General features: G+C 59.5%; 16 protein-coding genes. 4 read left to right on the forward strand and 12 right to left on the reverse strand.

What is annotated here, in order from left to right; genetic code table 11:
- Positions 1-68 precede the first annotated feature (68 nt).
- From VSP_RS37395 to VSP_RS25480, 5 genes are all read right to left on the reverse strand, one after another.
- Positions 69-1,442: a vWA domain-containing protein gene (locus tag VSP_RS37395; protein ID WP_157211058.1), complete on the reverse strand. Its 1,374-nt coding sequence runs from the start codon at positions 1,440-1,442 to the stop codon at positions 69-71.
- Positions 1,443-1,590: 148 nt separating this feature from the next.
- Entirely contained in the window at positions 1,591-2,271 is a 681-nt protein-coding gene (gene queC / locus VSP_RS25465; protein ID WP_009964250.1) for a 7-cyano-7-deazaguanine synthase QueC, read from the reverse strand.
- Between the two features lie 21 nt (positions 2,272-2,292).
- Positions 2,293-2,754, reverse strand: a complete 462-nt coding sequence (gene queF, locus VSP_RS25470) for a preQ(1) synthase (protein ID WP_009964252.1) — start codon at positions 2,752-2,754, stop codon at positions 2,293-2,295.
- A gap of 127 nt (positions 2,755-2,881) precedes the next feature.
- On the reverse strand, positions 2,882-4,660 hold the full coding sequence (locus VSP_RS25475) for a phosphoenolpyruvate carboxykinase (GTP) (protein WP_009964253.1): 1,779 nt from the start codon (positions 4,658-4,660) through the stop codon (positions 2,882-2,884).
- Between the two features lie 118 nt (positions 4,661-4,778).
- Positions 4,779-5,636 carry a hypothetical protein gene (locus VSP_RS25480; RefSeq protein ID WP_009964254.1) on the reverse strand — a complete coding sequence of 286 codons (858 nt, stop codon included), beginning with the start codon at positions 5,634-5,636 and terminating at the stop codon, positions 4,779-4,781.
- Here VSP_RS25480 and VSP_RS42580 point away from each other — a divergent pair.
- A complete protein-coding gene (locus VSP_RS42580) occupies positions 5,635-5,808 on the forward strand; it encodes a hypothetical protein (protein ID WP_156345852.1) in 174 nt (57 codons plus the stop codon). The two genes, VSP_RS25480 and VSP_RS42580, sit on opposite strands and share 2 nt — an antisense overlap.
- Positions 5,809-6,047: 239 nt before the next feature.
- Positions 6,048-7,253 carry an MFS transporter gene (locus VSP_RS25490; RefSeq protein ID WP_009964257.1) on the forward strand — a complete coding sequence of 402 codons (1,206 nt, stop codon included), beginning with the start codon at positions 6,048-6,050 and terminating at the stop codon, positions 7,251-7,253.
- Between the two features lie 50 nt (positions 7,254-7,303).
- Here VSP_RS25490 and VSP_RS25495 read toward each other — a convergent pair whose 3' ends face one another.
- The 7 genes from VSP_RS25495 to VSP_RS40040 form a co-directional block, all read right to left on the reverse strand.
- On the reverse strand, positions 7,304-8,233 hold the full coding sequence (locus tag VSP_RS25495; protein ID WP_009964259.1) for a LysR family transcriptional regulator: 930 nt from the start codon (positions 8,231-8,233) through the stop codon (positions 7,304-7,306).
- Positions 8,234-8,267: 34 nt separating this feature from the next.
- Positions 8,268-8,993, reverse strand: a complete 726-nt coding sequence (locus VSP_RS25500; RefSeq protein ID WP_009964260.1) for a YebC/PmpR family DNA-binding transcriptional regulator — start codon at positions 8,991-8,993, stop codon at positions 8,268-8,270.
- Positions 8,994-9,035: 42 nt separating this feature from the next.
- Positions 9,036-10,028 carry an alpha/beta hydrolase gene (locus VSP_RS40035; RefSeq protein WP_009964261.1) on the reverse strand — a complete coding sequence of 331 codons (993 nt, stop codon included), beginning with the start codon at positions 10,026-10,028 and terminating at the stop codon, positions 9,036-9,038.
- A gap of 251 nt (positions 10,029-10,279) precedes the next feature.
- Positions 10,280-11,071: a GTP cyclohydrolase FolE2 gene (gene folE2, locus VSP_RS25510; protein ID WP_009964262.1), complete on the reverse strand. Its 792-nt coding sequence runs from the start codon at positions 11,069-11,071 to the stop codon at positions 10,280-10,282.
- A gap of 120 nt (positions 11,072-11,191) precedes the next feature.
- Positions 11,192-11,431 (reverse strand): 30S ribosomal protein S18, encoded by a 240-nt coding sequence (gene rpsR / locus VSP_RS25515; RefSeq protein ID WP_009964263.1) that lies wholly within the window; start codon positions 11,429-11,431, stop codon positions 11,192-11,194.
- 30 nt (positions 11,432-11,461) lie between these two features.
- Complete coding sequence (gene rpmG / locus VSP_RS25520) at positions 11,462-11,635, reverse strand: 50S ribosomal protein L33 (protein WP_009964264.1); 174 nt, start codon at positions 11,633-11,635, stop codon at positions 11,462-11,464.
- A 20-nt stretch (positions 11,636-11,655) separates the two neighbouring features.
- Positions 11,656-12,750, reverse strand: coding sequence for a TraR/DksA C4-type zinc finger protein (locus VSP_RS40040; RefSeq protein WP_009964265.1), 1,095 nt, complete (start codon positions 12,748-12,750; stop codon positions 11,656-11,658).
- A gap of 454 nt (positions 12,751-13,204) precedes the next feature.
- Here VSP_RS40040 and VSP_RS25540 point away from each other — a divergent pair, with 454 nt between their 5' ends.
- Together VSP_RS25540 and VSP_RS25545 are read left to right on the forward strand one after the other, a co-directional pair.
- A complete protein-coding gene (locus VSP_RS25540; protein WP_009964267.1) occupies positions 13,205-13,510 on the forward strand; it encodes an ArsR/SmtB family transcription factor in 306 nt (101 codons plus the stop codon).
- Positions 13,511-13,588: 78 nt separating this feature from the next.
- A complete protein-coding gene (locus VSP_RS25545; RefSeq protein ID WP_157211059.1) occupies positions 13,589-14,449 on the forward strand; it encodes a phosphate ABC transporter substrate-binding protein in 861 nt (286 codons plus the stop codon).
- Positions 14,450-14,516: the final 67 nt, after the last annotated feature.

A 14,516-nucleotide genomic window follows, 5' to 3' on the forward strand; every position in this document is an offset into this window, starting at 1 on the left:
ATGAACACCCAAAACCGGGGGGCTGTCAGTCCCGAAGTGTCATGACAGGGCGGAAAGGGGCATGAAAACTACTTTTTGACCTCAGGCTTGGACGACAGGGTGTTCTGAGTCCGGTTGTACAGGTCTTCAGACTTTGACATCTTTCTCGCCGCATTGGCGCTTGCTCCGCCGGCATTGAACATCTGCAGCCGCTCCTGCTGGCTCAGCCCCAGCTTCTCCAGTTCCGGCGAAGCCAGGCGTTTGGCCTCGCTCAGCGACCAGGAGCAGGCGGCATTGTAGGCCTTGGTCGCCTCTTCATGCCGCCCTTCGTCGCTCAGCTTCACCGCCAGCGCTTCCTTCTCCGTCGAGATGGCGCGCGCCACCTCGACCAGCACGGCTTTGTTGACCGTGTTGGCGATGAGAGCCGGATCATTCACCCTGCGGGCTACAGAACGGGTCAGGCTGCGATTCTCGATACCCGTGAGTGCATTCACCGAGATCACCTCCGCGGTGGCCACAGGGGCATCGGTATCCGCCACACCCTCGGGAATCTCCACCTCCAGGAGGAGGTACTTGTGCTGCCGGGCGTAGATCTGGTTCATCTCCAGTTCCACGTCCTGGCCATGGATGTCAGCCTCGCGGCCCAGCACGCGCACGGGGCGCACGCCCTCCGCACACTGCACGCGCACCCGGATCCGCTGCGCCACGACGGAGAGAATGTCACCGAACTCCGTCTGGAAGATGCCCGCGAGATTCTGACTGTTCTCAATGAAGGCATGGTTGCCATCGCTGCGCAGGGCCAGCTCGGTCATCAGGTCCTCATTGTAGCCCAGCCCCAGCCCCAACGTGGTGACGGTGATGCCCTCCTTGGCCAGAGATGCACCCAGTCGACCAAGATCCTGGGGTGAGGAGGGTCCCACATTGGCCATGCCATCTGAGAGCAGGACCACGCGGTTCACCTGATTGGGCCGCTTGTTGCGCCGGAGTTCTTCGGCCCCTTTGCTGATGCCAGAAAACAAGGCAGTCGAGCCCCCGGCCTGAATGCGGTCAATCGCCGCCTTCACACGATCACGATCCGTCAGATCCGTGGCCGGAGAGATGAGGGAGACGGCGTCGTCATAGGCGACCACGGAGACCATGTCCCCGGCTCCGAGCCGGTCGAGCGCTTGCTTCGCGGCCTCGCGAGCGTGGACCATCTTGTCACCGCCCATGGACCCCGACTTGTCGATCACGATGGTCACATTCACCGGTGCCCTTTTGGCCGAGGCCTCCAGCTCCTGCCCCGTCAGGCCCACCTTCAGGTAGGTGGTCATTTTGCGCCCCGCAAGAATCTGCGGGTGCGCCAGCTCCACGGAGAGATCCATGGCCGGAGTCGGTGGCACCGCACCGGCGGCCGATGGCAACACACCAGTAAGCACGCCGAAAAGGGTCGCACATGCCGAAGCAAAGAAAGGTAGTTTCATGACACAAAGTTGAGCAGGAGGTTCACCCCGCCCCGCCATAATTGATCATGGCTTCAGCGTGGTTCTCCACATCCTCCGCCATCTTACGGCACCGTGCGTCAGACTGCTGTCAGCACTGTGTAAGAAGTATGTAAGTGCCACTCCGCCTTCAAGGCCTGGCAGGCAGCGGACCGTGGTCCAGATACTGCGTGGGATCCGGCACTCCCGCGTCTTGAAAGGCCTCCCGACGCTCCACGCAGGTGCCGCAGGTGCCGCAGTGAATGTCGCCCCCTTTGTAACAGGACCAAGTGTGGGAAAAATCGACCCCATAGGCCGTGCCAAGCTTGGCGATGCCGGCCTTGTCTTGGGCGATGAAGGGGCGGAGCAACTCCACCTGCGCGTAGGTACCACACATCATGGCAGAGGCCATGCTCTGCATGAAAGGTTCGCGGCAGTCCGGGTAGATCGCATGATCACCACTGTGAGCCGCAATCACCACGCCCCCCGCCTCCTGGCTCTCGGCGAGGCCGCAGGCGATGGCGAGCATGATGCCATTGCGAAACGGCACCACCGTGCGCTTCATGCTCTGCTCCTCGTAGTGGCCGTCAGGGATGTCTCCCCCGCTCTTCAGCAAATCTGACGCAAAGAGCTGGTCCATAAAGTCCAGCCGGATGACATCATGCCGCACGCCCAGCTGCTGGGCATGCCAGGCCGCCATCGGGATCTCCTTCGCATTGTGCTTGGAGCCGTAGTCAAAGCTCACACAACCCGCGACCTCGGTCTCCCGTGCGGCCCAATACAGAGCCGTCACGGAATCCATGCCACCGCTGAGGAGGACGAGGGTCTTCATGGCACCACAAACAAAGATCAATCAGTGAGCGTGACCGCAACCACCGCCGCCACACTCCACAGCGTCCTCATCTTCGAAGTCCGGGTAGCGGGCTTCGCAGCTGAGCTGGATGCCGCCACGGGCACCGAAATCACCCCGCACGGTCATCTGCTTGGGCGAGGTCGCCTTCACCAGATCATCCAGAATGCGGTTCACAATAGCCTCGTTGAACGAAGGGAAATTCCGGTACGCAGCAAGGTAGAACTTCAGCGACTTGGTCTCCACACAAAGCTGGTCCGGCACATACACGATCTCCACATGCGCGCAGTCCGGCTGCCCGGTCACCGGACAAAGGGAGGAGAACTCCGGGCAGTTGAGCGTGATCCGGTAGTTGCGCCCCGGTGTGCGGTTGGGAAAGGTCTCCAGCTTGGCCTCATCCGGAGAAGCGGGCAGACGGGATTCAGAGCGCCCCAGAAGGGAGAGGGAGTCAGCGGCAACAGTCATGGGATGGCTTACCCCGAGAGGGGTCAAACATCAAATGCCAAACTTCAATCTTCAAATGCCAAACTCCAAGGAGGCACCTGATACCGGAACTCCCCTTGAAGTTTGATCTTTGAAGTTTTGCGAGTCTCTAGAACCGCCCCGCGAGCAATTCACGCTGATACACCAGCTCCTTGGGCAGGTAGTCGTACAGATCGAGATACAACTCCTCGGCATTGAGCAGTTCCTGACGCAGCTCTTTGTGGTCCACCTTCATGAGCGAGTCGAAGTGGGCTTCGTCCATGCCTTCCAGCCCTTCCATGTTGATCTCGTGGAAGTTGGGCATCCAGCCGAGTTGCGTCTCGTGGCCTCGGCTTTTGCCGCGACAGCGATTCACAATCCACTCCAGCACGCGCATGTTCTCGCCAAAGCCGGGCCAGATGAACTTGCCCTCGGCGTCCTTGCGGAACCAGTTCACGTGGAAGATGCGGGGCAGATCAGCGATGCGGCGGCGCATGTGCAGCCAGTGCTTGAAGTAGTCGCCCATGTTGTAGCCGCAGAATGGCAGCATGGCCATGGGGTCGCGGCGCACTTTGCCAACAGTCCCGGCAGCGGCGGCGGTCATCTCGCTGCCCATGTTGGCACCGACGAAGACGCCATGGACCCAGTTGAAAGACTGGAACACGAGCGGCATGGTAGTGGCGCGCCGTCCGCCAAAGATGATGGCATCAATGGGCACCCCCTCCGGCTTCTCCCAGTCAGGGTCAATCGTGGGGCACTGGGAAGCAGGAGCGGTGAAGCGGGAGTTGGGATGCGCCGCTTTTCGACCGCAGCCGGGGTTCCACTCCTGGCCCGTCCAGTCGATCAGGTGGTCCGGGGGAGCACTCAGACCTTCCCACCAGACATCATTATCGTCCGTCAGCGCGACATTGGTGAAGATGGTGTTGGCCCGCATGGAGGCCATGGCGTTGGGATTGCTCTCCCACGAAGTTCCTGGTGCCACCCCAAAGTAACCCGCTTCAGGATTGACCGCATGCAGCTTGCCATCGGCACCCGGCCGCAGCCAGGCGATGTCATCCCCCACCGTGGTGACCTTCCAGCCTTCATAGCTAGGCGGAGGCACCAGCATCGCGAAGTTGGTCTTGCCACAAGCGCTTGGGAAGGCGGCTGCCACGTAGCTCTTTTTGCCATCAGGTGATTCAACACCGCTGATGAGCATGTGCTCGGCCATCCATCCTTCATCACGCCCCATCACGCTGGCGATGCGCAAGGCGAGGCACTTCTTGCCCAGCAGGGCATTGCCGCCATAACCACTGCCATAGGACCAGATAGCGCGCTCGCCGGGGAAGTGCACAATGTACTTCTCGCTGTTGCACGGCCACGTGACGTCTTTTGCCCCGGCCTCAAGGGGCGCTCCGACGCTGTGAAGACAGGGCACAAATTCACCATCTTCATCGAGTTGCTCGATGACCGCACTGCCCATCCGGGTCATCAGCCTCATGTTCACCACCGCATAGGCGGAGTCGGTGAGCTGCACGCCGATGACACTGAACTTGGAGCCCAGCGGCCCCATGCAGAAAGGCACCACGTACATGGTGCGGCCCTTCATCGAACCACGAAAAACCCGCTTCAGCGTGGCCTTCATCTCATTGGGCTCCACCCAGTTGTTGGTGGGACCCGCATCCTGCTTCCGCTTTGAGCAGATGAAAGTGCGGTCCTCCACACGGGCCACATCGTTCGGATCACTCCAGGCGAGAAAGCTGTTCGGACGCTTCACCGGATCCAAGCGGCGAAAGGTGCCTGCCTGGACCAGTTTTTCACAAAGCTGATTCCACTCTTCCTGCGATCCATCACACCATTGGATGTGATCCGGCTGGCACAGGGTGGCACACTCATCCACCCAAGTTTGAAGACGCTGATGACGGGTCATGTTGGCAGTATCGTTCGGAAAACCCCATCTTCTCGGCAATGCTTGCAAAAGTGCAAGCAGCCATTGTCAGCACGTTTCCACCCACCTGCGCCGGGCTTTTTGCCAAAGCCACTCTCAATCAACGATATGTGCCCACTCCCGGACGGCTGCCGGTCTGTTGAAAAAACAGCGGAGGGAGCGATTCATCGCCATCCGTCGGCTGGCAGTTGGCGAGATGTGGATGAGCCCCCAACATGTGCGCCATGAGTGGGTCCAGCTCAGCGCTGATGGCTGATGGCAGTCTCATGGTATCCGCCGAGCCCAATCCAAATACTTGCTCCTTAAATCCATCAAAAATAAATGCCGCGTAGGGCATCTGAGGAATCAGCACAAACACCAATGAGGGCGTCATGGACCGGATCAGGGCCAAAGCAGCCAGGGGCAGCAACCGGATTGCAGGATGCCCGTGGTAAGCCGACGCCACAGCCAGACCGCTCACCTCCACGACCCATCGCCCCTCACTGCGCCCTTCTGCCACCGCCGTATTGATGGTGCTGGTGTAGAGGACCCCTTGAGCGGGCGGCATACGCCTCACTGATTCAAACAACTTGAGCCCCGAGGCCGTGGTGCCCGGCCGATAAAACCGAAAGCGCAGGCTGGCTGCCAGAGGTCCGTTTACCTCATTAAGTACAAGGTGAAAGTTCAGTGTATCACAGGCCAGGGTGTATCGCCTCCCTACGCGCATCGCATCCAGCGGAAGAGTCCCCTGCTCCTCATAGACACTGCCACGAAAACGCTGGATCCTCGCCATCGCTTCATCATGCACCCAGAGACTGGTGGCAGCCAACTGGCTCTGGACACTAGGTGGTAAAACCGTGAGCACCAGTCTCGCACCCTCAAGAATGGCTGCGGCGGGGAAACCCTGCGCCCGTTCACCCGCCAAAGGCATGCCTGCCTCTGTACTGAAACTGGCCAGGGATTCGTTGCGAATGCTCATGAAAAAGGGACGGATTTTTTTAGGCAACTGTGGGGGAGAAAAGCAAACTCAGGGCCAGTACGGAAATTCAATGCGCAAGGATGGCGCACCGATTTGTTGTGAAAAATTCACAGCCCGTGATGCCTTGATGAAGAATCCCGATGATCATTCTGACACACAGGTAAAAGGCTGATACGACGCTCACCGAGCATAGCGCAGGGTGTGCCGATGGGTATCCGTAGGATTACGTATTTTCCGATCTAAGTGGCTCGATCTCAATCCGATCAGCCATTTGCCAATCCCGTATCCTGCTAGGAGGGGATGCCTTGCACCTTCGGGTATAATCCATATCGGTCGTAAGGACGCGGCTTTAAATTCTCCTTCTCTGGCAAACTTGCAAGCTTTGTTAAGAACACGCAGTGTTCCCGCCCTGTGTCCGCCGCTTCCCGTAAAACTCAGTTCACGGTCATCTTCATCACGATCCTGCTCAGCACCATCGGTTTTGGCGTCTGCATTCCAGTGTTGCCGCTGTACGCCAAGACCTTTGGCGCGAGCGAGTTTCTCAATGGGTTGTTGATAGGCGTCTTCCCCATGATGGTGTTCCTGGCCTCCCCACTATGGGGAAAGCTTTCCGACCGGGTGGGTCGGCGTCCGGTCCTCATTTTCAGCGTGCTGGGGTCTGCGGCGGGATACTTCCTCATGGGGTTCGCCCATACCCTGCCCCTCCTCTTCCTCGCCCGGATCGTGGACGGCGCATCTGGCGGAAATGTGGCAGCGGCACAGGCGTACATTGCCGACATCACCAGCCCTCAGGAACGTTCGCGCGCCATGGGGATGATTGGCGCAGCATTCGGGATTGGCTTCATTATCGGACCCGCGCTGGGCGGCATCGCCGCTCAGATCTCCCCGAATGCCCCCTTCTTCCTGGTGGGCATACTTTGCCTGATCAATGCGGTGTTGATCTGGACATCGCTACCTGAAAGCCTGACTCAGGAAAGGCGTCACCTGCATGGCGCGCCCCAGCCTCTCACGGCACTGCCCCGCCACGCCGATGGTCCAGTGTACTTCACCGTGGCCGCGTCTTACCTCGTCTGCCTCGCCGCCTTCTCCATCATGACCACAGTGTTCTCGCTCTTCGCCCAGGAGCGCTTTGGAATGGATGAACAGCATGTTGGCTACGTCATGGCCGCCATTGGTTTCGTGGGTGTGATCATGCAAGGCGGGGTCATGCGCAAGCTGCTGCCTGCTTACGGAGACATCCGGCTCGCACTCAGCGGCATGTCCATTCTGCTGGTCAGCTTCGTCCTGCTACCTCTGGATACTGGCTTGTACGGCCTCTATGCAGTGAGCTGTCTGATTGCCGTCGGGAACAGCTTGGTGCAACCCACCCTCAATGGGCTCGCCTCCCGCTGCGTGACGAACGCCTGGCAGGGCCGGGCGATGGGACTCCTCCAATCCTCCGCCAGCCTCGGCCGCACGGTAGGGCCTGTGCTGGGTGGCTGGTTGCTCGGTTTCGACCGGGGAGATGCCCACTATGGTCGAACCCCGTTTTGGGTGGCCGCAGCCCTCATGGCCGTGACCTTGGCCATCGCTTCCCGCTTGCGGGACCCGCAATGCCCGCCAGAACCAGGCACATAGCATTCAGAAGGACCAATGGTCCGGCCTCATCAAGCCATGACCAGCGAACCTCAACCCGGCACCTTTTTCAGAGACTCCTTCAACTCTCGCGTCAGCCAATCTGCGGCCGCCCGAGCGTGGGGGCGGATGCGCAACAAACGGGGATGAAACACCAGCGCCAGCTTCCGGGCCACGGCAGAGAGAAACGGCGGCTTTAGGACCAGCACCTTCTGTCCGGAAAAATCCGGCCGCGCCGCCACGGGCAGGATGCCCGCAAAGGCTCCCGTCGCCACGGCACGAGCCGCCTGCGGGAAACTCTCGGCTTCCAGCAGCACTTCAAAGTTATGCCCGTGCCGGGCTGCGGCGTCTTTCACGCGCGGCAGGAAACTCGCATCGGTGGCCAGGGTCGCCCAAGGGAGATTGCCCAGCATCCAGGCCACATCTTCGCGACGAACCCTGGGCACCAGGGTTTCAGGAATAAACAATGCGTAAGGAAGCTGTCCTATCACGACCTGCTTCAACGGCTCCACGGCGGTGCCGGCGCGCACAATGCCAAAATCCAGCCGCGCATGAAGCAACTGCTCCACGATGTGATCGGAGCGCAGATTCTTCAGACCCAGACGGCTCTGCGGCATGTTTTCCACCCAACCTCCCAAGGAGGGAAGCACCAGCCATTGCAGGATGCTGTCCCCCGCGCCAAGCGTGTAAAGCACAGGCTGGCTCTTGCACTCACATTTGAAGTCATGCAGCCCCGCAAGCTGCTCCCTCACCACTGCCGCGAGACGGCGGCCATGATCATTAAGTGCCAGATGCTTTCCCCGACGTTCGGTGAGCGCCACCCCGAAGAACTGCTCCAGTTCTGAGATCTGGCGGCTGAACTGGCTCTGTCGCACCGCATCATCCTTGGCCGCGCGGGCTATCCCGCCCGCTTCCGCCACCTCCAGGAAGGTACGCAGCCGGTCCAATGACAGGCCACGCTCTGAAAACAGCTCATCAAACATCTTCGCAGCGGCCCAGGTTCGAGGACATATCAGGTCACTTGACAGCCGCGTACACCCGGTGGACATCCGCATGTCCGTCCAGGGCCTGAAGGAACTTCGTCACCTCTTCGCGCTGAGCCTCCGTGAGTTCCGGATAGTCCTTGGGCTGGTAGTGCAGTTCTGATGTCGTCACCAGCCAGCCCTGCGCCTTGAGAGCCTTGGTCACAGAATCAAGACTGGCCATGGGGCAGAAGAAACGCGCACCGACGTGACTGGCTATCTCCTCGTCATCCAGCTCCATGGGCTCCACGTTGTCCGCCTCCGCCTCCAGTGCTGCGATCTCGATGTCCGTGGTGGCCTCAGGATGGTGCGCCTCCACCAGGCCGCAATGGTCGAACATCCACGCCACAGAGCCTGGCGTGCCCAGCGTTCCGGCCTTGAAGATCATCTTGATCTCCGTGGAGGTGCGATTGTTGTTGTCCGTCAGGCAGTCCACAACCACCGGCACCCGGTGCGGTGTGAAGCCCTCATAGATGACCGTCTGGTATTGCACGGCATCCGCCCCCGTGCCGGAGCCCTTGGCAATGGCCCGCTCAATGGTGTCACGGGTCACACTCTGCTTCTTCGCCACCGCAATCGCGGCCGCCAGGCGGGCATTAAACTCGGGGTTTGGTCCGCCCAATTTCGTCGCCACCTGAATTTCCCGCGTCAGCTTGCCGACGATCTTGCCTTTTTGGTCAGCGGCCAGTTCCCGCCATTTCTGTTTCCATTGTGCACCCATCCTCCGATGGTGGGCGGGATTGCCGCGGTTGCAAGACGATTGTCAGGAGCGCCCGCGCGGGGCACGAAGCCCGGGGATCACCGTTTTTTCAATCCATGCTTTCACGAGTGCCTTCTCGCTTTCGGGAAACTCATGCGCAATCCCTTCCATCTCGTGTTCGGTGATTTCCAGCCGGGCATCCTTGGCCGCCTGCATCATCGCCCTCATGTAGTCCTTGGAACCGTTGCCGGTGTTACCCCAGGCAAAGTAGCCATACTTGTCCCGCAGCTTCTTCTTGGCGGAGTTGGTCTGAGCCCCGCCCTCGATCACGACAAAGGCATTGAAGAACTCCGTGTACTCTTTCCGCCCGAACGCCACCGCGCTGCCGATGGTGTGGGCCCCATTGCTGAAGCCTGCCACCACTTTCACCTGGGGATCGAGGTTGGGCAGAAGTTTGATCAACTCTGCCAGCATGGTCTGCTGATAGTCGAGGATCACATCCATCTTCCCCTCACCCATCGCCTTGTTGGGGGAAGGCGCCGTGTCAGGATAGGGCAGGCCCGCGATGACGTATTGCGACTTGTCCACCAGGGGAAAGCCGCCTCCCGGTTGATTGCTCCCCTTGCCGCCGCCGATCCAGACCAGGAGGGGCACGGGTTTGGCAGGATCAAACGACTCTGGGATACGGACATTGCACGCAGCCGCCTCCCCGTTGTGATCCTTGGGCAAATCAGGAAAAGTCAGCGTGACCGTCGCGCCCGGCTTGAGGCGGGCATCCGTCGCCAGTGTCACCTTGGCCGCAACACCTCCAGCCAGCGCTCCCGGACTCTGCCAGGATTGCACAAACTGCTGGTCTTCCGGTGACAGGAGATTCACGGCCAGCGTGAACTCGCGGCCATCTGCCCGGCGGATCCTCACCTGTTCCCCTTGTTTGGCCACAATCTCGGCCTCAATCACCCGCCCTGACTTGTCTTTAAAGGCTCTCGCATGACCACATGGCGTCAACAGCGCCAGAAGGATTCCAGCAAGGCCACCACGAAAAACGACGGTGTTCATGGCTGCTTCCTACCAGAAACTCACCCAATGGGAAGCAAAAAAACCTTTCCTACAGAGAGATGGAACGCGCCGCGTGATCGGACATTCGCTGGCATCCTTCAGGCTACATTCATGATCCGGGTTTCCGGAGGCATCAGTCGCTATGCTCCCTCAACTGTCCGGCTACTGGCTGCGAGGCCTCCGGCAACAACTCACAGCACGAGAGCCCAAAGCCTCGCCTCGCAAACGAATCACCGCTTACCTCTTCCCGCTCACCATTTACCGGCCTGCCGAACTTCCGACTCCACCACAGCCCACGCATTGTGGTTGTGGATGGACTCATAGTTTTCCGCTTCTACACGGAACCAGGTGATACGGGAATCCTCCTTGGCCTTCAAAGCCACGTTTCGAACGAGGTCTTCCACAAACACCGGATTGTCATAAGCCCGTTCTGTGACGAGCTTTTCATCTGGACGCTTGAGCACGCTGTAGAGTTCACAGCTCGCACTGGATTCCACCAGCTCGATGAGATCCTCAATCCAGACCGGTTCGGTAAACCGGACCGAAAAAGTCACCATTCCGCGCTGGTTATGCGCCCCCCGTTCACTGATCGCCTTGGAGCAAGGGCAAAGAGTGGCCACTGGGACCTCTACCGTGGCCACGAAATCCACGTTCTGCCCTTGGGCATTCACCTGAAAATTCACCCCGTAGTCGAGCAAACCCTCTGCCCCGGTGGCAGGTGCCTTCTTGGTGCGGAAATACGGGAATTTGAACTCCACATGCGCCTTCTCTGCGTGAAGTTTTGCCAGAAGCTCTCTGGGCATCCCTGCAATGTCTGAGACGGTCAGCACGTGCCCGTGAGCGTGCAGCACCTCCACAAACCGACTCATGTGGGTACCCTTGAAATGGTGGGGCAGATCCACCGCCAGGGAGACGACAGCCACTGTGCTCTGCTCCGCGTGATCACGGTCCCGAATCTTCAGTGGAAACCTGAGGTTCTTGACGCCGACACGATCAATGGGAATCCCCCGAACGTCGCGTTGGTTTTGGGTGTCGTGCAGCATGGTCAGAGGCAAGCGAGAGGAAACGACACCACGACCGTCGTGGCATCAGAACAAAAAACGCTCCAGCCGCCAAGCCGGAACGTTTTTCTTGAAAAAGAAACCGTGACGGGAAATTCCCGATCAGGGCATGAGATTCAGGGAGCGGGCGCGCTTGATTTCGCGGGTGATGGTGCGGTGCACGTAGGCGGACACACCGGTCACACGACGAGGAAGGATTTTGCCGGTCTCAGTGGCGAACTTGGCAAGAATCTCAGGATGCTTGTAGTTCAGCTTGTCCATCGGGATGTCCATCCGGCGGCGCGGGAGCTTGCGGTTGGCGCGGCGGAAGGCGGAGAGACGTTCGCGGGTCTTGGGTTGCATAGCAGTGGTCTGGGCAGAGCGGCGTTCAGCTTAGCGAATTTCGCGGTGAAGCGTCCTGCGCTTGAGGAAGTGGTTGAACTTGACCTTTTCCAAACGGCCAGGCGTGCGCACGCTCTTTTTGTTGCGCGTGGTCACGTAGCGTGAGGTCGGCATTCCTGCCGCCTTGGCTTCGGTGCATTCGAGGATGATGATGTCGCGGGGCATAAACGGGGCGCTAAATTGTCCTACTCCTTCATGAAGTCAAGCGAGGATTCGTTCTGATTGTTGTTTGCGGGACGATCTTCGTCCTCGCCGTCCTCACCTTCTTCCCCGTCTTCCTCAAGTCCGAAGACCGAGCGGACAGGCGCGCGACGGAGGCGGCCACCCATCTGGTCGCGCTCAATCTGCTCCTGCATCTCCCGGGTGTAGCGGGCGTATGGCAGGGCCTCAAGGCGCTCGTCGTTGATCTTCTCGCCGGAAAGTTCGCAGACGCCATAGACACCCTGGCCCACGCGGTCGAGCGCTTCGTTGATTTCGTAAAGTGCGTCCTGTTCCTTGCTGAGCATGCTCAGGGCGAAGTCGCGGTCATAGGCATCACTGCCCGCATCGGCCATGTGCATGCCCCCCACGGAAGCCTCGCTACCCTCAGGGCGGTTCCGGAGGCTGTCCTTGGCCACGATGTCCATGGATTCCAGCAGAGCGCTGCGCAACTCGATGAGACGCTGCTGCTGTTTTTTGATGAAAGGAGGAAGCTTGGTTGGGTTGTAGGCCTGCTTGATCACCACTTCGGGAGCGGAGTCCAGGATGGGCTTTTTGATCTTCGGGGGGGGCACAGGCTTGCTGGGCGGAGCAGGAGCCGTCAACGGAGTATTGGACTTCGTCGCGGTCTTCGGCTTGGCCGCCTTGGGGGCAGGTGAGGCTTCTTCCTTCGGAGCGGGAGCTTCAGCCTTGGCCTTCGTTGCTTTGGGGGCGGGAGCGGGCGCGTCTTCGGCAACGCCCTCTGCTTTCACTGCGGCTTTTTTCTCAGGGGCCTTGGCATCCTTGGCCTTAGAGGTTGTGGCGGTGGCTTTTTCGGTTGTAGGGGTCGCTGATTTTTTCACGCTGGAAGGAACTGGGGTGCCCGCTGCTGAAGGGGTCGGATTGGCCTTGGGGTCAGCGGGTTTCTTGGATGGTTGAGGGGCAGGAGTGCCCTTGGATGCAGCCGGTGCACTCTTCTTTTTCTCAGGCGGCGCTTTGACACCGGTTTCCTGCTTTTTGTTCGTTGCGACTTTGGGGGCAGGGGCTGACTTGGCCCCATTCTTGGCGTCCGCCGCGGTGTTTTTCGAAGGTTTCGTGGCCATGGCAGTGAGGAATGAAGTGCGCAAGCCGGGAGCCTGCACTCTCTCCAAACGACCTTTGTATCCAAACACGGGCCGCTGAAAAAAGTGGCGCGGATTGTAACGGCTCTTGACGCCGGTGCAAGCTATTTAAATTATACGCCCTCAGCGCCATGAGAGGTTTTGTTTTTTGCAATGCCGCCGCCCAACAGCCCCCTGAAGGGACTCCTGGAGTGTCCCAAAGCGCCTGATGCGGGCAAAATGAGGGACTGTCCGGCAGGATGGAAGCATGGAAACCGCTGCTGTGGGGTGCCCGGGTCCGCGTCTTTCATGTTGGCCGACCTGATCCGATCCACCTCCCCAAGCAGGACATGATAAACAGTCTCCATGTCGTCGCTCAAAGACTCCGCTCCTGCTCCCACTTGGCCACCTAGTTCTTTGTTGAAATCCGCCCATTCCCCTGCTTAACACTGCAAGTGTGAAGATATTCGAATGCATCCACGCACTGAAGGCCCTGGGCGAGGAAACGCGCATTCGCATCGTGCAGATGCTGCTCGAGAAAGAACGCAGTGTGAACGAGATCGCTGAGACACTGGCCATCACGCAGTACAACGTCTCCAAGCATCTCCGCGTGCTGCGCGAAGCAGGCTTGCTGGAAATCAAGAAAGAGGGGCAGCAACGCTTCTACTCACTGGCGGAAGACTTCCAATCCCACCTCTCCAAAAACGACAACGTCCTGGATTTGGGTTGCTGCACCTTCCGCTTCGACAAAACAGCAAAATAATCTGCCAGCCACCGGATGGACGGAAGTTGCGCTATTTCGCTTGCCACCAAAAGCGAATATATGCTCAATTGCGCACTCATGAAAATTTTCTCACTCCTGACTGCACTAGCCATTGCGGGATCTTTCGTCTCCACGGCCGCGGCAGACACCCTCAAGATCAACGGCTCCACCACCGTGAATCCAGTGGTGGCAGAAGCCGCTGAGATTCTGCGCGCCGAGAACCAGCTGGACATTCAAGTGGACACCCAGGGAGGCAGCGCAGGCGGCATTTCCATGCTGGCAGACGGCCTCGTGCAACTGGGGATGATTTCCAAACACATCAGTGACGACGACAAGGCCAAGCATCCAAAGGTGAATTTCGTGGAGAACACCATCGGTGTGGACTCCGTGGCCATCATCGTCTCCAAAGACGTGTGGGACAACGGGGTGCGCGCCCTGTCCAAACAACAGCTCCAGGACATCTACGAAGGCAAGATCACGAACTGGAACCAGTTGGGTGGAGCCAAGTCCCAGCGCATCGCCTTCTTCAACAAAGAGCCAGGTCGCGGCACATGGGAGGTGTTTGTCCATTGGGTCTATGGCAGCCCCAAAGCGGCCCCGCAAGTGAGCTTCCCCGAAGTGGGCGGCAATGAAGAGACCCGCAACAAGGTTGCCAGCACTCGCGGCGCGATGTCGCAGCTTTCCGCCTCATGGGCTGACGGCCAGAAAGTCTTCGCCCTGGCCATGGTGCTGGAGGATGGCCGCAAGGTGGAGCCCACCAACGACAACATCGCCAACAAAACCTACCCGCTCAGCCGCCCGCTGACGGTTCTCTCCAACGGTCCGGTCACAGGTACTGCCAAGACCATGCTGGACTTCCTCCTGAGCGACCGCGGTCAGGCTCTCCTTCCCAAACACGGCTACATGAATCTCAAGGCAGTAGGCGGGCAGAAATACTGAACCATCCGGCTGTAAGCTTCCAGGTCTCAGCCCGCCATCGCCCTTTCACATTCCCACGTCCGCCGTG

It is taken from the genome of Verrucomicrobium spinosum DSM 4136 = JCM 18804, assembly GCF_000172155.1.
In the GTDB taxonomy this organism is placed as follows: Bacteria; Verrucomicrobiota; Verrucomicrobiia; order Verrucomicrobiales; family Verrucomicrobiaceae; genus Verrucomicrobium; species Verrucomicrobium spinosum.